We start from the raw sequence: 21721 nt of genomic DNA, 5'->3' as shown, positions 1-21721 counted from the left end.
CTGCGCAGGGGCATGGAAGCGGATCAGGCGGGCTTCACCTGTTCCCAGGCCCAGTCGAGCCAGGGGCCGAGCGCCTCGACGTCGGCGGTGTCGACGGTCGCGCCGCACCAGATGCGCAAGCCGGCCGGGGCGTCGCGATAGCCGGCGATGTCGAACGCCGCGCCTTCCGCTTCCAGCAGCGACGCCATCTTCTTGACCATCGCGCCCTGGGCCTCGGCATCCGCATCGGTGACGAGCTTCAGGCAGACGCTGGTGTTGGAGCGGATCGCCGGATCGGCCGGCAGATGGTCGAGCCAGTCACGCGCCGCGACGATGCGGCCGAGCGCGGTGGCGTTGGCGGTCGATCGCGCGATCAGGCCGTTGAGCCCGCCGACGCTCTCGGCCCATTCCATCGCAAAGATCGCATCCTCGACCGCGAGCATCGACGGCGTGTTGATCGTCTCGCCCTTGAAGATGCCCTCGATCAGCTTGCCGCCCTTGGTCATGCGGAAGATCTTGGGGAGCGGCCATGCCGGCGTGTAGCTCTCCAGCCGCTCGACCGCGCGCGGGCCCAGGATCAGCACGCCGTGCGCGCCCTCGCCGCCCAGCACCTTCTGCCACGAGAAGGTGACCACATCGAGCTTGTCCCACGGCAGGTCCATCGCGAACACGGCCGAAGTGGCGTCGGCGATCGTCAGGCCGGCGCGATTGTCGGCGATCCAGTCGCCGTTCGGCACGCGCACGCCGGAGGTCGTGCCGTTCCAGGTGAAGATCACGTCATGCTCCGGGCTGACCTGGGTCAGGTCGACGATCTCGCCATAGGGCGCCTTGAGCACATTCGGCTCGATCTTGAGCTGCTTGACCGCGTCGGTCACCCAGCCCTCGCCAAAGCTTTCCCAGGCGAGCAACGTCACCGGCCGCGCGCCGAGCAGCGACCACATCGCCATCTCGACCGCGCCCGTGTCGGAGCCCGGAACGATGCCGATGCGGTGGGTGTCGGGAACCTGGAGGAGCTCGCGGGTCAGATCGATCGCGCGCTGCAGCCGCGCCTTGCCGAGCTTCGAGCGGTGCGAGCGGCCGAGAACCTCGGTGTCGAGCTTCTCGGGCGACCAGCCGGGCGGCTTGGCACAGGGACCGGAGGAAAAATGGGGGCGCGCCGGCTTGGCGGCGGGCTTGGCGGGTGCGGCAGACGCACCGGTGGCGGGAACCGAAACTGTATCCGTCAAAATAGTCTCTCCTTACAGAGAGCACGCGCTGCGTTGGGACAGCGTGGCCCGCCGACGGCCCTAGCGGGGCTGCGCGGCTTGTCAACGCCGGGGCAAGCGGATTGGGTGAACGACGGCGCACGGGCGGCGGGGCGAGGCACCGGCGCCCGCGTCCGGGTGGCGCAGGGGCCGCCACCTCCGCTACACCCAAGGCCATGCATCTGGTTTCGCGTCGCTTCTTCGCCCTGCTGCTGCCCTTTCTACTGACGGCCTGCATTTTCGGCGGCGGGCGGGAGGAGCGGCGTCCGGCGCCGCGGCCACGCGGCAGCGGCCCGGTGACGCTGACCGGCCAGACTCCACCCGGCACGCAGCAATGCTTCGCCGACCTGTCGCGCGCCGGCGTCCGGTTCAGCCCGCTGCCCGACCGCGACTATGGCGGCGGCTGCCTGGTGCTGGGCGCCGTGCAGCTGCTCGACTTCGGCACGCCGACAGCGGGGCTGAAGGCGATCCGCTGCCCAACCGCGCGCGCCTTCGTTGGCTGGGTCCAATACGGCGTCGGCCCCGCCGCCCGCCAGATCCTGGGCAGCGACGTGGTGCGGATCGAAAGCTATGGCAGCTACGTCTGCCGCGGCATTGTCGGCCAGGGCTCGGCAGGCTCCGCCAAGCTGTCGCAGCACGGGCTTGCCAACGCGATCGACATCGGCGGCTTCGTGCTCGCCGACGGTCGCCGCATCAGCATCGAACAGGGCTGGCGCTCCGGCGACCCGGCGGTGCAGCAGTTCCTGCAGGTGGTGCACCGCTCCGCCTGCCGCCGCTTCAAGACCGTGCTCGGGCCGGACTACAACGCCGCCCACTACAACCACCTTCATTTCGACATGGGCGGACGCGGAGATTTCTGCCGCTAGCTTGCGCGGGCGCGCAGCCTCTCTAGATTGGTTCGCTTTCGCCAAGCGCGCCGCCCGCCCGCCTTGGCCGTTGCAGGAAGTGTCATGACCGATACCCGAGTTCCGTCGCGCGTATTTCGCGACGCCAAGCACGAGGCCGAGAGCGCCCGCACCCAGATCTCGACGCCCCAGACGGAGCACCCGTCCTACCGCCTCGCCTTTCAGGACATGGACTTCCTGCTGCGCGAGGATCTCCGCCCGATCCGCTTCCAGCTGGAGCTGCTGAAGCCGGAGCTGGTGTTCGACGCGGCGAACATCGCCTCCACGTTCGTCATCTACGGCTCGGCCCGCATCCCCGAGCCCAGCAAGGCGGGCGCGCTCCTGGAACTCGCGCAGGACGATCGCGCCAAGCGCATCGCCGAGCGGCTGATCGCCAAGTCCAAATATTATGATGTCGCCCGCGAGCTCGCCGGCCTCGCCAGCAACTTCCCGCAGTCGGAGGACGGCAAGCGTCACTTCGTGGTGTGCTCGGGCGGCGGCCCCTCCATCATGGAGGCCGCCAACCGCGGTGCGAGCGAGGCAGGGGCCGAGTCGGTCGGCCTCAACATCGTGTTGCCGCACGAGCAGGCGCCCAACCCCTATGTCACGCCCTCGCTGTCGATGCAGTTCCACTATTTCGCGCTGCGCAAGATGCATTTCCTGCTGCGTGCGCGTGCGGTGGCGGTGTTCCCGGGCGGGTTCGGCACCTTCGACGAGAGCTTCGAACTGCTGACGCTGATCCAGACCGGCAAGGTCGAGCCGATCCCCGTGCTCTTCTATGGCCGCGAGTTCTGGGAGCGGGTCGTCAACCTGGAGGCGCTGTGCGACGAGGGCGTGATCTCGCCGCGCGACCTGGACCTCATCACCTTCTGCGAAACCGCCGAGGAAGGCTGGAAGGCGGTCGAGGAATTCTATCGCGCCCGCGGCGACGAACTACCGAAGTAAGCGCACCGGAGGTTTTCACCCCGTGCTCCTGCGAAAGCAGGAGCCCAGGGCCACAAGCGCACCGCTCCGCAACCCCAAGCTCCTGCCTACGCAGGAGCACCGGAGTTTCGAGCCGCGCGGACCTTAGAAGTCGACCGCCACGCCCTTCAGCTCCCAGTCGCCGTAGCGCACCGGGTTGTTGCCCAGCGGATCGGCGGCCGGCGGCACGACCGGTTCCGGCGTCGGCACCGGCGGACTCTTGGAAAGATGCTCGGGTGGCTTCACGTGGGGCGGTCGCTGGCCCATGGGACTCTCCGATAATGATGCAGCCCCCACATCGGCGGCGAAAGGCTCGGGATCAAGTGACGGACAGGAATGACAGCATGCGGCACCAGCGCTGATGGCACGTCCCCAGCTCGCCCCCGAACCGCCCGGCGTCCCCGCCCGGCGCGCCGCCCTTCGCCTGCTCGACGCCGTGCTGCGTCGCGGCCTCGCCCTGGAGGCAGCCCTCGACCGCGCCACCACCGGCCTCGACCGGCGTGAGGATCGCGGCCTGGTCCACGCCATCGTCAGCGAGGCGCTGCGCCGGCTCCCCGACCTCGACGCGCTGATCGACTCGGCCACCGCGCGGCCGCTGCCGGAGGATGCCAAGGCGCGCTTTGCGCTCCGCATCGCGCTCGTCCAGGCGCTCGCGCTTGGCACGCCGCCGCACGCCGCGATCGCCACCGTGCTGCCGCTGGTCGACGGCGGCCCGCGCAAGCTGGTGCATGGCGTGTTCGGCACGCTGATGCGCCGGAACGCGACGCTGCCCGAACTGCCGGAGCTTCCCGCCGCCGCCTGGCTCCGCTGGCAGGCGACCTGGGGCGAGGACGTGGCCGAAGCCGCGCGCGTCGCCATCGCCTCCCCACCGCCGGTCGACCTCAGCCTGCGCGGCGACACCACGGCTGCCGAGGGCATGGCGCTGCTGCCGCGCCACCGCCGCGTGCCGGCGTTCGCGACCGTCCCCGAGCTGCCCGGCTTTGCCGAGGGCGAATGGTGGGTGCAGGACCTCGCCGCCTCGCTGCCCGCGCGGCTCTTGGGCAACGGGCCGGGCACGGCGCTGGACCTGTGCGCGGCGCCGGGCGGCAAGACGCTGCAGCTCGCCGCCGCCGGCTGGGACGTGACCGCGCTCGACGTGTCGGAAAAGCGGCTCGCCCGCCTGTCCGGGAATCTCGAGCGCACCGGCCTTTCGGCAAAGGTGATCGCCGCCGATGCCCTCAAATGGAAACCCAGGGAGCCGGTCGACGCGCTGCTGCTGGACGCGCCGTGCAGCGCCACCGGCATCTTCCGCCGGCACCCCGACGTGCTCCATCGCGTGCGGCCGGCGGTGATCACCGAGGCCGCCGAGCTGCAGGCCCGCCTGCTCGCCCGTGCCGCCGACTGGGTGAAGCCCGGCGGCCGGCTGGTCTACGCCACCTGCTCGCTGGAGCGCGAAGAGGGCGAGGCGCAGGTCGAGCGCTTCCTTGCCGAGCATGCCGACTATCGCCTGGTGCCGGCCGCGCCCGAACTTCTGCCGGAGGGCATCGCGCCCTCCCCGCAAGGCTGGGTGCGCACGCTGCCGGGGATGCTGGCGGAACAGGGCGGCCTCGACGGCTTCTTCATCGCGCGGCTCGACCGGGTGGGTTGAGGGGGCACTTACTTCTGTACCCCGGCGAAGGCCGGGGCCCAGGCGGGAAGGCCGTTGTGGGTGCCCCAATCCGACACCACCGTAACTGGGCCCCGGCCTCTGCCGGGGTACAAGAAGCGTGTGCCCCGCGTCCCGCAGCGACAACCCGCCCCCGGAAATCGCCGACCGCTCCCGACACCCGGTTGCGGCAGGGGTGTGCCATGCTAGAGGTCGGCCGATCATGAGCAGACCCGTCCGCATTGCCCCCTCGATCCTGTCCGCCGACTTCGCTCGCCTCGGCGAAGAGGTACGCGCGATCGATGCGGCCGGGGCCGACTGGATCCACGTCGACGTGATGGACGGGCATTTCGTGCCCAACCTCACCATCGGCCCGATGGTGGTGAAGGCGCTTCGCCAGCACAGCGCCAAGCCGTTCGACGTCCACCTGATGATCGCGCCCGCCGATCCGCTGCTCCAGCCCTTTGCCGAAGCCGGCGCCGACATCATCTCGGTCCACCCCGAGGCGGGGCCGCATCTCCACCGCTCGCTCCAGGCGATCAAGGCGCTCGGCAAGCGCGCGGGCGTGGTGCTGAACCCGGCAACACCGGCGGAATCGGTCGACCATGTGCTCGACCTCGTCGATCTCATCATGGTGATGAGCGTGAACCCGGGCTTCGGCGGGCAGAAGTTCCTCCACAGCCAGCTCGCCAAGATCGCGGCGCTGCGCCAGCGGATCGACGCCTCCGGCCGCGAGATCGACCTGGAGGTTGACGGCGGCATCGACCGCACCACCGCCCCGCTCGCCGTCGAGGCGGGTGCCAATGTGCTGGTCGCCGGGACCGCCACCTTCGCCGGCGGCCCTGCCGCCTATGCCGACAACATCCGGGCACTGAGAGGCGCGTGACGGATCCGCTTCCCGAAACCACCGAGCCCGACGGCATCGAAGCGGGCAAGCGGCTGATCCGCCAGAGCGGCGGCAAGGGGCTGTCGCTGGCCGAGCGGCTTTCCGAGCGGCTCGAGCGCCTCGCCTGGCGCACTCCGTTCCACGCGCTTCGGCTGCGCGGCAAGCACCCGCTCAAGCTCATCGCCGTCGCCGATGATCCCTTTTTCGGCGACATCGAGCGCGGCGAGGCGCTGCTCGACGGCATGGTGCTGTTCCGGGGGGAAGCGGTCCCGATCAACGCGCTGTCGCTGGCGCGTCCGACGTTTTCGGCGCCGTTTGCCGACTATCTTCACAGCTTCGCCTGGCTGCGCGACCTCTCGAGCGTCGCCACCCGCGCCACCGCCGCACCGATCGCCGAGGCGATCATGCGCCACTGGCTCGCCGCGCACGAGACGAAAGTGTCCAATCCCGCCTGGCGCGCAGACCTCTGGGGCCGGCGGCTGCTGTTCTGGACCGCGCACGCGCCGCTGATCCTGTCGAGCACCGACCTCGTCTATCGGTCCAAGGTGTTGCACGCGCTCGCGCGCGGCGCCCGCCACCTCGACAACACCGCCGCCAAGGTCGCCGCCGGCGTGCCGCGCGTCGCCGCCTGGTGTGGCGTGGTCGCCGCCGGCCTGATGATCCCGGGCGGCGACCCGCGCCGCGTGTTCGGAGAGGCCGGGCTCGCTCGCGCGCTCGCGGCGGCGGTGTTCGAGGACGGCGGCTCGCTCGGCCGCTCTCCCGCCGACCAGCTCGACCTGGTCCAGCTGCTCACCATGTTGCGCGAGACCTATGCCGCGCGGCGCATGGAGGCCCCCGACGTGCTGGGGGACACCCTCACCCGGCTGGTCGCGGCGCTGCTGGGCGTCTGCCACGCCGATGGCGGCCTCGGCAGCTGGCAGGGATCGGCCCCCATCTCGGGCGAGCGCATCGAGCAGATCGTCGAGGCGACCGGCGTGCGCACGCGCCCGCTGCGCCAGGCCCGCGACTGGGGATACCAGCGGCTCTCCGCAGGCAAGACCGTGGTGGTGCTCGATGCCGCTCCGCCCCCTGCGAACCGCCAGGCGACCGGCGGCTGCGCGTCCACCCTCGCCTTCGAGCTTTCGGACGCAGGTCACCGCATCGTCGTCAACTGCGGCGGCGCCAATGGCGCGCTGCTGACGCTGCCGCCCACGCTTGCGCCGGCGCTGCGTACCACCGCCGCGCACTCGACCCTGGTGCTGGGCGATTCCAACTCGACCGCCATCCACGCCGACGGCGCGCTCGGCCGGGGCGTGAGCGCGGTCGAGCTCAGCCGCCAGGAAACCGACGAACTCAGCCGCATCGAGGCCAGCCACGACGGCTATGTCCGCCGCCTCGGCCTGATCCACCGCCGCTGCGTCACCTTGTCCACCGACGGGCGCGATTTCGTGGGGGAAGACACGCTGCTCCCCGCGTCCGCACGCGGCGGCAGCAGCGGCAAGCAGGGCGACGTGGGGTTCACCGTCCGCTTCCACCTGGGGCTGGGCGTCGAGGTCGCGTCCACCGCCGACGGCCTCGCCGCCTTCCTCCGCCTGCCCGACGGGCGCTCGGTCTGGCAGTTCCGCTGCCGCGGCGCCACGCTGGCGGTGGAGGAGAGCCTGTGGATCGACGGCGAGGGCCGCCCGCACAGGACACAGCAGCTGGTACTGACCGGCGTCGCGCAGCCCGGCGGCGCCGGCATCGGCTGGCGCTTCCACCGCGCGCGGTAGGTCCTGACCCCGTCCACTTCTCCGTTCGTTTGGAGTAGCCCTCAAGCTTGTCGAGACGGCGTATCGAGAAATCGGTGGCGGTGGCTCTCTCGATACGGTCTCTCGACAAGCTCGGTCCCTGCTCAAGAGGAACGGGAAAGCTGACGGCCGGTCTCAGCCGACCCCCACCCCCCTTGCCTCCCCGGCGAATCGGCGCAAAGGAGCCGGCCATGAACGTCACCGTCACGCGCGCGCTGCTCTCGGTCTCCGATAAGAGCGGCATCCTCGATCTCGCCCGGGCGCTCGACCGCTACGGCGTGGAACTGGTCTCCACCGGCGGCACCGCCAAGGCGATCCGCGACGCGGGGCTGCCCGTCCGCGACATCTCCGACCTCACCGGCTTCCCAGAGATGATGGATGGCCGCGTCAAGACGCTGCACCCGGTGGTGCACGGCGGGCTGCTGGCGGTGCGCGACAATCCCGAGCATGTCGCCTCGATGGGCGAGCACGGCATCGGCGCGATCGACCTGGTGGTGGTGAACCTCTATCCCTTCGCGCAGACGGTGGCCAAGGGCGCCGACCGCGACGAGATCATCGAGAACATCGACATCGGCGGCCCGTCGATGGTGCGCTCGGCCGCCAAGAACCACGCGCATGTGGCGATCGTCACCGATCCCGCCGACTATGCAGCACTGGTCGAGGAGCTCGACGCCAACGCCGGCGCGACCAGCCTCGAGACCCGCCGCCGCTTCGCTGCCAAGGCCTATGCCGCCACCGCCGCCTATGACTCGGCGATCGCCGGCTGGTTCGCGAGCGTCGACCAGGGCGAGACCCTGCCCCAGACGTTGCCGCTCGCCTTCACCCGCGCCGACACGCTGCGCTATGGTGAGAACCCGCACCAGACCGCGGCGCTCTACCTGCCCAACACCGGCGCCACCCGCGGCATCGCCCAGGGCCAGCAGCTCCAGGGCAAGGAACTGAGCTACAACAATTACAACGACGCCGACGCCGCGCTGGAGCTCGTCTCCGAGTTCCGCGACGGCCCGCCGACCGTCGTCATCGTCAAGCACGCCAACCCCTGCGGCGTCGCCACCGGCGACACGCTGCTGGAGGCCTATCAGGCGGCGCTCGCCTGCGACAGCGTGTCCGCGTTCGGCGGCATCATCGCGCTCAATCGCCCGCTCGACGCTGAGACGGCGCGCGCGATCAGCGGCATCTTCACCGAAGTGGTGTGCGCACCCGATGCGGATGCGGAAGCGCGCGCGATCTTCGCCGCCAAGAAGAACCTGCGCCTGATCGTCACGGGCGAGCTGCCCGATCCGGCGCGCGGTGGCCTCGCGATCAAGTCGATCGCCGGCGGCCTCTTGGTCCAGTCGCGCGACAACGGCCTGCTGGCGGCCGAGGAGCTGAAGGTGGTCACCAAGCGCGCGCCGACCGAGCAGGAGCTCGCCGACTGCCGCTTCGCTTGGACGGTCGCCAAGCACGTCAAGTCGAACGCGATCGTCTATGCCAAGGACGGCAGCACCGCGGGCGTCGGCGCCGGCCAGATGAACCGGCTGGAGTCGGCGCGCATCGCCGCGTGGAAGGCCAAGGACGCCGCCGAAAAGGCCGGCTGGGCCGAGCCGCGCACCATCGGCTCGGCCGTCGCCTCCGATGCCTTCTTCCCCTTCGCCGACGGGCTGATGGCCGCGGTCGAGGCGGGCGCGACCGCGGTGATCCAGCCGGGCGGCTCGATCCGCGACGCAGAGGTGATCGCCGCTGCCGATGAGGCGGGGCTGGCGATGGTCTTCACCGGCATGCGCCACTTCCGCCACTAAGGCTGGACGGCACGACCGACGCGAAAAGGGGCGCCGCGAGCGCCCCTTTTTTGTACCCGTCGCCCCAAGAGCTTGCCGCGTCACTTGCCGCAAAACAGCGTGGCGATCCGGCTAGCTCTTGTGCTTCTCGGTCGGGATGGTCGCCGTCACCGGCGCCTTGTGGAACAGCGCGCGATCGGCGGGGCCGAACGCCCAGCGCCACAGCACGAAGCCATAGGTGAGCAGGATTGCCGGGATGCCGAACAGCATCTCCGCCCATTCCAGGTGCGGCGGCAGCAGCATGATCACCGAGCCGACCCCCGATGCCGCCAGGATCGCGGCGACGAACGGCCGGCGGATTTCCGCGACGCGGTGGTCCAGGATGCGCGCCAGCAGCCGTGATTTCAGCCACGATCCGCAGGCGAGCGACACGGCGAGCGCCACCGCCGGCCCTGCGGCCTGCCAGGGCTCGGGGAAGCCCAGCCGGCGCATCAGCAGCACGAGCGCGAAGCTCAGCAGCACCTGGAAGGTCAGCAGGCCGATCGAGAGCATCAGGTTGCGGTGGCGCGCCACATAGACGAGCGCCGCTTCGGATACCGCGCCGGTCGCGGCGAGCACCTCCGCCACCAGCAGGAAGGACAGCGCGCCTGCACCGCTCACGAACTGCGGCCCCACGATGCCCATCACGCCCTCGGCGGGGATCGAGCCGGCGAGCGCCAGCGCCGCCTGCGCCGCCATGATCCAGAAGCCGACCTGCAGCACCTGCCGCGCCACCGCCGCCTTGTCGCCTTCGGCCAGGCTCTTGGTGATGACCGGCCCCAGCACCGGATCGAAGCTCGTCTTGAGCTTCTGCGGCAGCGAGGAGACCTGCTGCGCCATGTAATAGATCCCCACGACCGCTGGCGGGAACATCACGCCCAGGATGAACCGGTCGACGTTGCGGGTGCCCCATTCGATCGCATCCGCACCGGCAAGCGGCATGTTGCGCCGCGCGAGCGCCAGCATCGGCCGCAGCTGGGGCGTCCAGCCCCGCGGCAGGCCATAGCTGCGGATGAAGGGTACCAGCGAGGCGACCAGTGCCGCGGCCATCGACAGCACATAGGAGAGGATCAGCCCGTCGCGCGTCGAGACATAGGAAAGCACCCACGCCGCGATGGAGATCGTCCAGGGCTCCACCACCGCCCGCGCCGTTACCGCCGCCTTGACGTTCAGCCGATAGGCGAGCGCCGCCAGGCTCACGTCGGACCAGGCGATGGCGAACACGATCAGCGGCAGCAGCCGTTCGAAGCCGAGGATGTGGCTGTTGGGGTACATGATCTGCGGGAAGACGAAGAGCACCGCGCTCGCCGCCACGGAGACGACGAACGCGACGACCATCGCATCCCACACGACATGCACGTGCGGCCGATCGGTGGACGACAGCGCCTGGGCCAGTCCGCGCTTGAGGCCCAGCGTCGCCAGCAGCGCCGCCAGCTCCACGACCAGCACGGCGAGCGCGAACCGCCCCACCGTCTCCGGGCCATAGACGCGGCCAGCGATGAACAGGAACGGCAAGCGCGCGAGCAGGCGCAGGACGAAGCCGAACACATTGGTCCGACCGCCCTTGGCGAGCGCGGCGATGTCATCGTCGGAGGAGGAAGTCGTAAGGCCGTCTGCGCGGTTCATCCGCGCCCCATAGGCAAGCCGGGCGACCCGCATAAGCCCTTGATGCAGAATGCGCGCGCCCTGCGGCTTTCGGGTGACGGTAGGACATGCGCGGTGCGAGCCGCCATCCGCCATCCTGCCGATCTCTGCGGCAGGATGGCGGCTCCTTTTTAATGCGCCGCGCCCCAGCTCGGGCCGACGCCGATCTCCACCGCCAGCGGCACCGTCAGCGTCACCGCCGGCTCTGCGGCCGTGGCCATCACCCGCTCGATCACCACGCGTGCCGCCTCGGCATCACCCTCGGGCAGTTCGAACACCAGTTCGTCGTGCACCTGCATCAGCATGCGCACCTTGGGCAGCCCGGCCTCGGTTAACGCGGGCTCCATGCGCACCATCGCGCGCTTGATGATGTCGGCGCTGGTGCCCTGGATCGGCGCATTGATCGCCGCGCGCTCCGACCCGGCACGCTCGGCCTGATTCTTGGACTTGATGCGCGGGAAATGCGTCTTGCGGCCGAACAGCGTGGTGGTGAAGCCGCGCTCCTTCACGCCCTCCAGCGTCTCGGCGATGTAGCGGTTGATGCCGGGGAAGCGCTCGAAATAGCGGTCGATCATTCCCTGCGCCTCGTCCGCCGACACGTCGAGCCGACCGGCCAGCCCCCAGCGCGAGATGCCGTAGAGGATCGCGAAGTTGATCGTCTTCGCCCGCGCGCGGGTGTCACGGTTGACCTCGCCGAACAGCTCGGTCGCAGTGAGGCTGTGGATGTCGTCGCCGCGCGCGAACGCCTCGCGCAGCTGCGGCACGTCGGCGATGTGGGCTGCCAGTCGCAACTCGATCTGCGAATAGTCGGCGGCCAGGATGACGTTGCCGGGCTCCGCGACGAATGCATCGCGGATCTGGCGCCCGGTTTCGGTGCGGATCGGGATGTTCTGCAGGTTCGGATCGGTCGACGACAGCCGCCCGGTCTGCGCGCCCGTCAGCGAATAGCTGGTATGCACCCGCCCGGTCGCCGGGTTGATCTGCGCCTGCAACGCATCGGTATAGGTGTTCTTGAGCTTGGTGAGCTGGCGCCACTCGAGCACCTTGCCCGCGATCTCGGCACCCTGGGGCTGGTCCTTGTCGGCCGCCAGCCGCTCCATCTCGTTGACGTCGGTCGAATAGACGCCCGACTTGCCCTTGCGCCCGCCCTTCAGCCCCAGCCGGTCGAACAGCACGTCACCCAGCTGCTTGGGGCTGCCGATGGTGAAGGGGCCGCCCGCGAGCGCGTGGATTTCGGTCTCCAGCCCCGCGATCTGTCCGGAGAACTCCTCCGACAGCTTGGCGAGCGCACCCGCGTCGACCTTGACCCCGCGGCACTCCATGTCGGCGAGCACCTGCACCAGCGGCCGGTCGACCATCTCGTAGACGCGCGTCGCGGACTCGTAGGGCAGCCGCGGCTTGAACCGCCGCCACAGCCGCAGCGTCACGTCGGCGTCCTCGGCGGCGTATCGGGTGGCGGACTTGAGGTCGATTTCGTGGAAGCCGCGCTGGTTCTTCCCCGTCCCGACCACGTCCTTGTAGGCGATGCAGCTGTGCGACAGATGCGTCGCCGCCAGCTCGTCCATGCCGTGGCCGTGGCGCCCCGCGTCCAGGTCGAAGCTCATGACGATCGTGTCGTCATAGGGCGCGACGCGGATGCCGCCCTCGCCACAGCGCGCGAGCACGATCATGTCGTATTTGAGGTTGTGGCCGATCTTGAGAACCGTCGGGTCCTCCAAGAGCGGCTTGAGCCTGGCGAGCGCCACCGCGCGGTCGAGCTGCTGCGGGACCTCGGCGAGCAGATCCTGCCCACCGTGGCCGAGCGGGATGTAGCAGGCGAGGTTGGGGTGCAGCGCGAGGCTGATCCCCACCAGTTCCGCACGGGTCGCGTCCAGTCCGGTCGTCTCGGTGTCGATCGCCACCCAGCCCTGGTGCCGCGCGACCTGAATCCAGCGGTCGAGCGCATCCTCGTCCACCACCGTCTCGTACGCGTCGTGGTCGCACGGCGCGTCCGCATCGCCGTCGACCGGCGCGACCGGGGCCTCGGCGGGCGGATCGGCCACCGCCGACAGGCGGTTGAGCAGCGTGCGGAAGCCGTGGTGCTCCAGGAACGCGCGCAGCGGCGCGTCGGGGATGCCCTGCAGCTCCAGCCCGTCGAGCGGCTCCGGCAGCGGCACGTCGCACGCCAGCGTCACCAGCTTGCGCGACAGGCGCGCCGCCTCGGCATGCTCGACCAGATTGTCGCGCATCTTCGACTTCTTCATCGAGTCGGTCGCGGCGAGCACCGATTCGACGTCGCCATATTCGGTGATGAGCTCGGCCGCGCGCTTGGGGCCGATGCCCGGCACGCCCGGCACGTTGTCGACGCTGTCGCCCATCAGCGCCAGCACCTCGCCCAGCTGCGAAGGCGGCACGCCGAACTTCTCCACCACATGGCTGGCGTCCAGGCGGCGGTTGTTCATGGTGTCGAGCATGTCGAGGCCCGGCTCGATCAGCTGCATCAGGTCCTTGTCGGAACTGACGATCGTCACCTGCCACCCTTGCGCCAGCGCCGCCTTGGCATAGCTGGCGATCAGGTCGTCGGCCTCCCAGCCCTCCTCCTCGATGCACGGCAGCGAGAAGGCGCGAGTGGCGTCGCGGATCATCGGGAACTGCGGCTTCAGGTCCTCGGGCGGCGGCGGCCGGTGGGCCTTGTACTGGTCGTACATTTCATTGCGGAAGGTGCTGGACGACTTGTCGAGGATGACCGCCATGTGGGTCGGCCCCTCCGCCTTGTGGAGCTCGTCCACCAGCTTCCAGAGCATGGTGGTATAGCCATAGACGGCGCCCACCGGCTCGCCATGCTTGTTGGTGAGCGGCGGCAGCCGGTGATAGGCGCGGAAGATATAGCCGGAGCCGTCGACGAGGTAGAGATGGGGCATGGCCGCCGAGATAGCAGCGCGGCAGGCCGGTTACGAGAGGGGGGCGCGGCGCTCGCTTCCCACTCGGCGCCCTGTCGCGCCTGCCGTCACCTCTTCCGTCCGTCGTCCTGACGAAAGTCAGGATCCATTGCCGCTACAGCAGGAAGCGCGAGCGTAGCGTATATGGATGCTGACCTTCGTCAGCATGACGGCGAGGTGAAAAGAGCCGGCGCGAAGGAAGCCCCCCTACCTCCGGTTCGCCACCAGCGCGTGGACGACCTGCTGGATCAGTTCCTGCCGCTGGCGCATCGGCGCCGTCGTGTCGCCGATGAGCACCGCCACCGCATAGCTGCGCCCGTCGGGGGCCGTCAGGATGCCGACGTCGTTGAAGCCGGCGTTGCGCGACATCAGGTCCTGGCCGGTGCCGGTCTTGTGCGCCAGCGTCCAGCCGGGGGGCAGTGCCGCGTGCAGCCGTGCGCGCCCGGTCCGCGACGCCGCCATCGTATCCAGCATGTGGCGCGTGGAGCCGGGCGACAGCAGCTTGCCCTGCTTCAGCCGCATCAGCGCCTCGGCGATCGCGGTCGCGCCGGCACCGTCGGGCGGATTGGCGACATAGGCGTTGAAGGCGGCGAGGCGGACGCTCTGCGGCAGGGCGCTTCGCGCCTGGTTGAAGCCGCCGCCGAGCGAATATTCCTGCCGCCAGGTGACCCCGGCGGTCTTGCTCTGCAGCAGCCGCTCGCCCGGACCGAAGCGAATGTTCTGGATGCCCCTGCGAGTCAGAAACGCGCGCACCGCATCCGGCCCGCCGACATAGGTCAGCAGCCGGTCGTTGGCGGTGTTGTCGCTCATGGTGAGTGCGCGGCGCATCAGCTCGCGGACGGTGGTCTGGTAGCCGTCGCCCTTGACCAGCGAAGCGATCGGCTGGTGGAACAGGGTCAGGTCCTCGCGCCGGACGACCACCGGATCCTCCAGCGTCAGCTTGCCCTGGTCGAGCAGGTCGAGCGCGGTCATTGCGACCCACAGCTTGCTCACGCTCTGCTGCGGCATCGGCCGGTTGCCGTTGTAGGCGACGGTCCAACCCTGGTCGATGCTGGTGACGGCGGCGGCGGCGGTGCCGTTGAAATTGGCGAGCAGCGTCGTGATCGCCCGCGTCAGGTCGGCCGGTGCCTGCGGAAGCGGCGGCGGCGGCGGCGGGACCGGCACTGCGACCCGGTAGCTGGAGGTGGCGGAGCCCGGCGGCGGCAGCAGCGACACCGGCTGCTGGCGCACTTCATGGACGGCGCAGCCCATCAGCACGAAGGGCGCCGATCCCAGCAGGATCAGGGCCCGTTGCGTAGCGGTGAACTGCTGTCCGGACGTCACGTTTTTCTGGGCCCCTCGCACCCGCATACCATGCTGTCACAACGCCTGGGGTCGCAAGCGCTGCCGCGGAAGCCTTGCGGCGAACGACCCCGCAGTAGCGATGAATGGTGAATATTTGCGAAAGGGCGCCGGATTCCAAGGGCTTCGGCAGCGCCGGGGTTCAGGGCACCAGCACCGTGTCGACCGCCTCGGGCAGCGTCGCGGGATAGTCGAGCGTATAGTGCAGCCCGCGGCTTTCCTTGCGATGGAGCGCGCAGCGCACGATCAGCTCGGCCGACTGGAGCAGGTTCCTGAGCTCGACCAGGTCCGGCGTCACCCGAAAGTGGCCGTAATAGTCGTTCACTTCCTCGGTCAGCATCGCGATGCGGTGCTGCGCGCGCTCCAGCCGCTTGGTGGTCCGCACGATGCCGACGTAGTTCCACATGAACCGGCGGATCTCGGTCCAGTTCTGCTTGATGACGACTTCCTCGTCCGAATCCGCGACGCGGCTCTCGTCCCACGCGCGGATCGGCGGCGGCGGCGCCAGCTCGTCCCAATGGGCGGCGATGTGCCGGGCCGCAGCCTCGCCGAACACGAAGCATTCGAGCAGCGAGTTCGACGCCAGGCGATTGGCGCCGTGCAGCCCGCTCTCGGTGCATTCCCCCGCCGCATACAGCCCGGGCAGGTCGGTGCGCCCGTCCAGGTCCACGACGATCCCGCCGCAGGTATAATGCTGCGCCGGCACCACCGGGATCGGCGCCTGCGTCATGTCGATGCCAAGCCCCAGCAGCTTGTCGTGGATGTTGGGGAAATGCCCGCGCACGAAGTCGGCCGGCATGTGGCTGATGTCGAGATGGACGTAGTCGAGGCCGAAGCGCTTGATCTCCGCATCGATCGCGCGCGCCACCACGTCGCGCGGGGCGAGCTCGGCGCGCGGATCGATCTCGGGCATGAAGCGGTGGCCGGTGCGCGGGTTGAGCAGCCGCCCGCCCTCGCCGCGCACGGCTTCCGTAATCAGGAAGTTCTTGACCTCCAGATTGTAGAGGCAGGTCGGGTGGAACTGCATCATCTCCATGTTGGAGACGCGGCACCCCGCGCGCCACGCCATGGCGATGCCGTCGCCCGTCGCCCCGCCGGGCGCGGTGGAGAACAGATAGGTCCGCCCCGCCCCCCCGGTCGCCAGGATCGTCGCACGGGCGGTGAACAGCGCCACCCGCCCGGTATTGCGATCGAGCGCATAGGCGCCCCACACCCGTCCCGCGCCCGAATAGCGCAGCTCATGCCGGCTGGTGGCCAGGTCGACGGCGACCATGTCGGGCACCAAAGTGATGTTGGGATGCGCCTGGGCGGCGGCGATCAGCGCCTCCTGCACCGCACGGCCGGTCGCATCGTCGACATGGACGATGCGGCGGTGCGAATGACCGCCCTCGCGCGTCAGGTGCCAGCGCTCGTCGCCGTCGCCGTCGTTGAACGGCACGCCGAGTTCGGCCAGCCGCTCGATCGCCGCCGGTGCGTTCTCGACGACAAACTCCACCGTGGCGCGGTCGTTGAGCCCCGCGCCCGCCACCATCGTGTCCTCGATGTGGTTCTCGAACGTGTCGCCGGGCTCCAGCACCGCGGCGATCCCGCCCTGCGCCCAGGCGGTCGAGCCCTCGTCCAGGCGCCCCTTGGCGAGCACCGTCACGGTGAAGCGCTGCGCCAGGTTGAGCGCCGCGGTCAGCCCGGCCGCCCCCGAGCCGACGATCAGGACGTCGCTTTGGCGGGGCGCGCTCACCCCTGGGCGCGCGTCAGGTTGAGGAACACGTCCTCCAGATCGGCCTCCTTGGTGGAGACGTCGACGATGCCATAGCCGTCGCGCGTCACCGCCGCGAGCACCTCGCCGGCGTTCGCCACGTCCTTGCGATAGGTGATCGCCAGCACCCGCTCGCTCTTGCGCTCGACCTTGCTGAAGCAGCTCGCCTCCGGCGGCGTCCCGATGTCGCGGTCGACGGTCACCTCGACCAGCTTCTCCTGCGCCATGCCGACAAGCGCGCGGGTCGGCTCGTTGGCGATGAGGCGGCCGTGGTTGATGATCGCGATGCGATCGCACAGCTCCTCGGCCTCTTCCAGATAATGGGTGGTCAGCACCACCGTCACCCCGGCGTCGTTGAGCTGCCGGACATACGCCCACAACTGCTGGCGAAGCTCGATGTCGACGCCCGCGGTCGGTTCGTCGAGCACCAGCACGGGCGGCGAGTGCACCATCGCCTTGGCGACCATCAGCCGCCGCTTCATGCCGCCCGAAAGGCTGCGGGCATAGGCGTCGGCCTTGTCCTCCAGATGCACCGCGCGCAGCAGCTCCATCGTCCGCCGCTGCGCCTTCGGGACGCCGTACAGGCCCGCCTGGTTTTCCAGCGTTTCGGACGGCGTGAAGAAGGGATCGAAGGTGATCTCCTGGTTCACGATCCCGATCGATGCCTTGGCGTTGCGCGGGTGCCGGTCGATGTCGAAACCCCAGATCTCGGCCGTGCCGCTGGTCTTGCGCACCAGCCCGGCCAGCGTGTTGATCAGCGTCGACTTGCCCGCGCCATTGGGGCCGAGCAGCCCGAAGATCTCCCCGCGCGGCACGTCGAAGGTGACGCCGTCCAGCGCGCGCTTGCCGCCCGCATAGGTTTTGCAAAGCTCTCGGATGCTGATCGCGGCCTGGGTCATGGCGCAAGCGGATAGGCCCCGCGGCACGAATCGCCAATCCCCGCCGTTGCGAAACGCTGCGATCGGCCACGCTCCAGCATTGTCGAGCGCCGGGCGCCTTGCTATCGCCTCTTCCATGATTCCGCCGTCTGAAGTCCTCCGCGTCACCACCCCCCGCGTCGCTTGCGACGGTGCCGGGGAGATCGCCCCCGCGCTCGGCCACCCGCGCGTGTGGCTGCAGATCGACGAGCACGGCTATGTCGACTGCGGCTATTGCGACCGCCGCTTCGTGCTGGTCGGTGGCCCCGCGGACGGCGTCGACCAGTCGACGTTGCGCGACATCCCGTCTGGCGCCAGCATCTGACGTCCCTATATCGGAGGACATGACCGCCTCCGATCCCCGTGCCTTCCTCTACCGCGACGGCTTCGACCCCGCCGCTGCCTCCCGCCTGGCCGCGCGCACGCTGGCGCAGGCCGATGACGGAGAGCTCTACCTGCAGTATCGCCGCTCGGAGGCGTTCGGCTTCGATGACGGGCGATTGAAGACGGCGAGCTACGACACCGCCTCCGGCTTCGGCCTGCGGGGGGTGTCGGGCGAGACCACCGCCTTCGCCCACGCCAATGAGATCAGCGAAGCCGCGATCCTGCGCGCGGGCGAGACCATGGCACTGATCGACCCTGCCAAGGGCGCCAAGGCGCCGCCGCCGCGCGGCAACAACCGCCATCTCTACACCGCCGCCGACCCGCTCGATCTGGTGCCCTTCGCCGACAAGGTGAATCTCTGCCAGACGATCGACGCCGCCGCCCGCGCCCGCGACCCGCGGGTCGTGCAGGCGAGCGTGAGCCTCAGCGGCTCGTGGAGCGTGGTCGAAATCGTCCGCCCGGACGGCTTCGTCGCCACCGACGTGCGTCCGCTGGTACGCCTCAACGTCTCGCTAGTGGTCGAGCAGAACGGCCGTCGCGAGACCGGCAGCTTCGGCATCGGCGGCCGCTACCTCTACGACGACCTGTTCCTACCCGAGACGTGGAACCGCGCGATCGACACCGCGCTCGCACAAGCCCTGGTCAACCTGGACGCGGTCGACGCACCGGCCGGCGAGATGACGGTGCTGCTCGGGCCGGGCTGGCCCGGCGTGCTGCTGCACGAGGCGATCGGCCACGGGCTGGAAGGCGACTTCAACCGCAAGGGCACCAGCGCCTTTTCGGGCCGGATCGGCGAGCGCGTCGCGGCACCCGGCGTCACCGTGGTCGACGACGGCTCGATCGCCAGCCGCCGCGGCTCGCTGTCGATCGACGACGAGGGTACGCCCACCCAGGAGAACATCCTGATCGAAGACGGCATCCTCAAGGGCTATATCCACGATCGCCTGAACGCGCGGCTGATGGGCGTCGCCCCGACCGGCAACGGCCGGCGCGAGAGCTTCGCCCACGCCCCCATGCCCCGCATGACCAACACCTTCATGCGCGGCGGGCGCGACGATCCGGCCGAGCTGCTGTCGCGGGTGAAGAAGGGCATCTTCGCCAAGTCGTTCGGCGGCGGTCAGGTCGACATCGTCTCGGGCAAGTTCGTCTTTTCCTGCACCGAGGCATACCGGATCGAGGACGGCAGGCTCGGCGCGCCGATCAAGGGCGCCACGCTGATCGGCGACGGCCCGACCGTGCTCACCAAGGTGACCGGCATCGGCAACGATTTCGCGCTCGACGAGGGCGTCGGCATGTGCGGCAAGGGCGGCCAGAGCGTCCCCGCCGGCGTCGGCCAGCCGACCCTGCTGGTCGAGGGGCTGACGGTCGGCGGCACCGCCGCCTGATGGCTCTTGTCGAACTCGGCCGCTTCGCCCGGATCGAGGCGCAGATCCTGGTCGGGCGGCTGGAGAGCGAAGGCATCCCCGCCGTCGCCTTCGATGGCGAGGCGAGCATCGCCGACGGCAGCTGGCTGCTGATCCCCACCCGCGTCATGGTCGACGACGAGGATCTCGCCGCCGCCCGCGCGATCGTCGAACGCCCTGCCTGATTTTTAGGCAGCTGCCTAAAGCTGCATCGATCCTATCGCTGGCGTAACGAGCAGCGGCACCCGCCGCCGCTCGACGGAACGCCTTGCGTCCATTTGGCACGACCTTTGCTCAGGAACCCCCTGGGACCATAGCGAGGGGGCGCGATATGAAACTCGTCATCGCCATCATCAAGCCGTTCAAGCTCGATGACGTGCGGGAGGCGCTGACCGAAGTCGGGGTGGCGGGCATGACCGTCACCGAGGTCAAGGGCTTCGGCCGCCAGAAGGGCCAGACCGAAATCTACCGGGGCGCCGAGTACAGCACCAACATGGTGCCCAAGATCAAGATCGAGATCGTGTGCGCGTCCGACGTCGCGCCGCGGGTGGTGGAGGCGGTCCAGGCCTCGGCCAACACCGGCGCGATCGGCGACGGCAAGATCTTCGTACTCGACGTCGGCCAGGCGGTCCGCATCCGCACCGGCGAGACCGACGAAACCGCGCTGTGATGAAGGGGGACATCATGAAGCTTCCGACCGGCCTCGCGATCGCCGCGGGCACGACTTTCTTCGCCGCGCTGCCCGCCTGGGCGCAGGACGCGGCCCTGCAGGCACCTGCAGCCGCCGCGCCTGCCGCGACCGTCGACAAGGGCGACACCGCCTGGATGATGATCTCGACCGTGCTGGTGCTGGCGATGATCCTGCCAGGCCTGGCACTGTTCTACGGCGGCCTCGCCCGCGCCAAGAACATGCTGTCGGTGATGACGCAGATCGGCGCCGTCGCCTGTCTCGCCATGCTGATCTGGGTGATCTACGGCTACAGCCTCGCCTTCGGGCCGGAGAGCGCGCTGCCGAGCAAGTTCATCGCGGGCTTCGGCAAGGCGTTCCTGGCCGGGGTCACGCCCGCGTCGCAGGCGGCGACCTTCACTGCCGGGGTCGAGATCCCCGAATATGTGTTCATCTGCTTCCAGATGACCTTTGCCGCGATCACCATCGCGCTGGTGCTGGGATCGGTGGTCGAGCGGATCAAGTTCTCCGCCGTCATGCTGTTCGCGCTGGTGTGGCTCACCATCGTCTACTTCCCGATCGCGCACATGGTGTGGGCGACCGGCGGCTGGTTCTTCGACATGGGCGCGCTGGACTTCGCGGGCGGCACCGTGGTGCACATCAACGCCGGCGTCTCGGCGCTGGTGCTGGCGATGCTGATCGGTAAGCGCATCGGCTATCCGACCGAGCGCATGGCCCCGCACAGCCTGACGCTGACGATGGTCGGCACCGGCCTCCTCTGGGTCGGCTGGTTCGGCTTCAACGCCGGCTCGGCGCTGGAGGCCAATGGCTCGGCGGCGCTGGCGATGATCAACACCTTTGTCGCCACCGCCTCGGCCGGGCTGTTCTGGATGCTGGCGGAGCGCTTCTCGGGGCACAAGGGATCGGCGCTGGGCTTCTGCTCGGGCATCATCGCCGGGCTGGTCGCCGTGACGCCGGCGGCGGGCAATTCCGGGCCGTTCGGCGCCATCGTGCTGGGCGCCGTCGCCTCGATCGTCTGCTACTTTGCGGTGACCGTCCTCAAGCCGAAGCTCGGCTACGACGACTCGCTGGACGCCTTTGGCATCCACGGCGTCGGCGGCATGGTCGGGGCGATCGGCACCGCCATCGTCTACGCGCCCTCGCTCGGCGGCCCGGGCGCTGCCGACTACGACATGGGCGCCAAGCTCGGCGTGCAGCTGCTCGCGGTGGTCGTCACCATCGCCTGGGCCGCGATCGGCACCACCATCGCCTTCTTCATCGCCAAGGCGGTGACCGGCGGCCGCGTCAGCCCCGAAGTCGAGATCGAGGGTCTCGACCTCGGCGAGCACGGGGAGCGCGCCTACAACTACTGAGATCGGCGGCGGGCACGGGCCCGCCGCCCCCGACGTTCCTCCTGCGGACGACCTCGGGCCGGTACGGAAACGTACCGGCCTTTTTTTGCGCGCGGTGGAAGGGGTCGCGAACTCCCCGGGCGACCATCTTCGGCCAGGAGCCAGCACGCGCTGGAATGGATTCGGGCGTTCGCAGCCGA

At 69.7% G+C, this 21721-nt stretch carries 18 protein-coding genes; 11 read left to right on the top strand and 7 right to left on the bottom strand.

What is annotated here, in order from left to right:
* Positions 1–23: 23 nt before the first annotated feature.
* On the bottom strand, positions 24–1205 hold the full coding sequence (locus EO081_RS14495; RefSeq protein ID WP_129342872.1) for a phosphoserine transaminase: 1182 nt from the start codon (positions 1203–1205) through the stop codon (positions 24–26).
* A 194-nt stretch (positions 1206–1399) separates the two neighbouring features.
* Here EO081_RS14495 and EO081_RS14490 point away from each other — a divergent pair, with 194 nt between their 5' ends.
* Together EO081_RS14490 and EO081_RS14485 are read left to right on the top strand one after the other, a co-directional pair.
* Positions 1400–2089 carry an extensin family protein gene (locus tag EO081_RS14490; protein WP_129342870.1) on the top strand — a complete coding sequence of 230 codons (690 nt, stop codon included), beginning with the start codon at positions 1400–1402 and terminating at the stop codon, positions 2087–2089.
* An 84-nt stretch (positions 2090–2173) separates the two neighbouring features.
* Positions 2174–3052, top strand: coding sequence for an LOG family protein (locus tag EO081_RS14485; RefSeq protein WP_129342868.1), 879 nt, complete (start codon positions 2174–2176; stop codon positions 3050–3052).
* Between the two features lie 123 nt (positions 3053–3175).
* Here EO081_RS14485 and EO081_RS14480 read toward each other — a convergent pair whose 3' ends face one another.
* A complete protein-coding gene (locus tag EO081_RS14480; RefSeq protein WP_129342866.1) occupies positions 3176–3337 on the bottom strand; it encodes a DUF1674 domain-containing protein in 162 nt (53 codons plus the stop codon).
* Positions 3338–3431: 94 nt separating this feature from the next.
* Here EO081_RS14480 and EO081_RS14475 point away from each other — a divergent pair, with 94 nt between their 5' ends.
* From EO081_RS14475 to purH, 4 genes are all read left to right on the top strand, one after another.
* Positions 3432–4697, top strand: coding sequence for an RsmB/NOP family class I SAM-dependent RNA methyltransferase (locus EO081_RS14475; protein ID WP_129342864.1), 1266 nt, complete (start codon positions 3432–3434; stop codon positions 4695–4697).
* A 220-nt stretch (positions 4698–4917) separates the two neighbouring features.
* A complete protein-coding gene (rpe, locus tag EO081_RS14470) occupies positions 4918–5580 on the top strand; it encodes a ribulose-phosphate 3-epimerase (RefSeq protein ID WP_129342862.1) in 663 nt (220 codons plus the stop codon).
* Positions 5577–7328: a heparinase II/III family protein gene (locus EO081_RS14465; RefSeq protein WP_129342860.1), complete on the top strand. Its 1752-nt coding sequence runs from the start codon at positions 5577–5579 to the stop codon at positions 7326–7328. The genes rpe and EO081_RS14465 overlap by 4 nt, the downstream gene beginning before the upstream one ends.
* Before the next feature lie 209 nt (positions 7329–7537).
* Complete coding sequence (gene purH, locus EO081_RS14460) at positions 7538–9124, top strand: bifunctional phosphoribosylaminoimidazolecarboxamide formyltransferase/IMP cyclohydrolase (protein WP_129342858.1); 1587 nt, start codon at positions 7538–7540, stop codon at positions 9122–9124.
* Between the two features lie 111 nt (positions 9125–9235).
* On the opposite strand, the gene EO081_RS14455 is transcribed toward purH, so the two are convergent.
* The 5 genes from EO081_RS14455 to EO081_RS14435 all read right to left on the bottom strand — a co-directional run bounded on the left by EO081_RS14455 (position 9236) and on the right by EO081_RS14435 (position 17697).
* Positions 9236–10768, bottom strand: a complete 1533-nt coding sequence (locus EO081_RS14455) for a lipopolysaccharide biosynthesis protein (RefSeq protein ID WP_129342857.1) — start codon at positions 10766–10768, stop codon at positions 9236–9238.
* 149 nt (positions 10769–10917) lie between these two features.
* Positions 10918–13686: a DNA polymerase I gene (polA, locus tag EO081_RS14450; RefSeq protein WP_129342855.1), complete on the bottom strand. Its 2769-nt coding sequence runs from the start codon at positions 13684–13686 to the stop codon at positions 10918–10920.
* Positions 13687–13911: 225 nt separating this feature from the next.
* Entirely contained in the window at positions 13912–14955 is a 1044-nt protein-coding gene (locus tag EO081_RS14445) for a serine hydrolase (protein ID WP_129343318.1), read from the bottom strand.
* A 232-nt stretch (positions 14956–15187) separates the two neighbouring features.
* The gene (gene nadB, locus EO081_RS14440; protein ID WP_129342853.1) at positions 15188–16780 is read right to left on the bottom strand and encodes an L-aspartate oxidase; all 1593 of its coding nucleotides are present in this window, start codon (positions 16778–16780) and stop codon (positions 15188–15190) included.
* The gene (locus EO081_RS14435) at positions 16777–17697 is read right to left on the bottom strand and encodes an ABC transporter ATP-binding protein (protein WP_129342850.1); all 921 of its coding nucleotides are present in this window, start codon (positions 17695–17697) and stop codon (positions 16777–16779) included. The genes nadB and EO081_RS14435 overlap by 4 nt, the downstream gene beginning before the upstream one ends.
* Positions 17698–17812: 115 nt before the next feature.
* Between EO081_RS14435 and EO081_RS14430 the strand changes: the two genes are divergently transcribed.
* The 5 genes from EO081_RS14430 to EO081_RS14410 all read left to right on the top strand — a co-directional run bounded on the left by EO081_RS14430 (position 17813) and on the right by EO081_RS14410 (position 21542).
* A complete protein-coding gene (locus EO081_RS14430; protein ID WP_129342848.1) occupies positions 17813–18040 on the top strand; it encodes a zinc-finger domain-containing protein in 228 nt (75 codons plus the stop codon).
* Between the two features lie 19 nt (positions 18041–18059).
* A complete protein-coding gene (gene tldD / locus EO081_RS14425) occupies positions 18060–19484 on the top strand; it encodes a metalloprotease TldD (protein ID WP_129342847.1) in 1425 nt (474 codons plus the stop codon).
* Positions 19484–19687: a putative signal transducing protein gene (locus EO081_RS14420; RefSeq protein ID WP_129342845.1), complete on the top strand. Its 204-nt coding sequence runs from the start codon at positions 19484–19486 to the stop codon at positions 19685–19687. Before tldD ends, EO081_RS14420 begins: the two co-directional genes overlap by 1 nt.
* A 146-nt stretch (positions 19688–19833) precedes the next feature.
* Positions 19834–20172 (top strand): P-II family nitrogen regulator, encoded by a 339-nt coding sequence (locus EO081_RS14415; RefSeq protein ID WP_125960242.1) that lies wholly within the window; start codon positions 19834–19836, stop codon positions 20170–20172.
* A 14-nt stretch (positions 20173–20186) separates the two neighbouring features.
* Positions 20187–21542: an ammonium transporter gene (locus tag EO081_RS14410; RefSeq protein ID WP_129342843.1), complete on the top strand. Its 1356-nt coding sequence runs from the start codon at positions 20187–20189 to the stop codon at positions 21540–21542.
* Positions 21543–21721: the final 179 nt, after the last annotated feature.

This window comes from Sphingomonas desiccabilis, assembly GCF_004135605.1.
In the GTDB taxonomy this organism is placed as follows: domain Bacteria; phylum Pseudomonadota; class Alphaproteobacteria; order Sphingomonadales; family Sphingomonadaceae; genus Sphingomonas; species Sphingomonas desiccabilis.
This window is presented reverse-complemented; position numbering and strand designations above follow the sequence as displayed.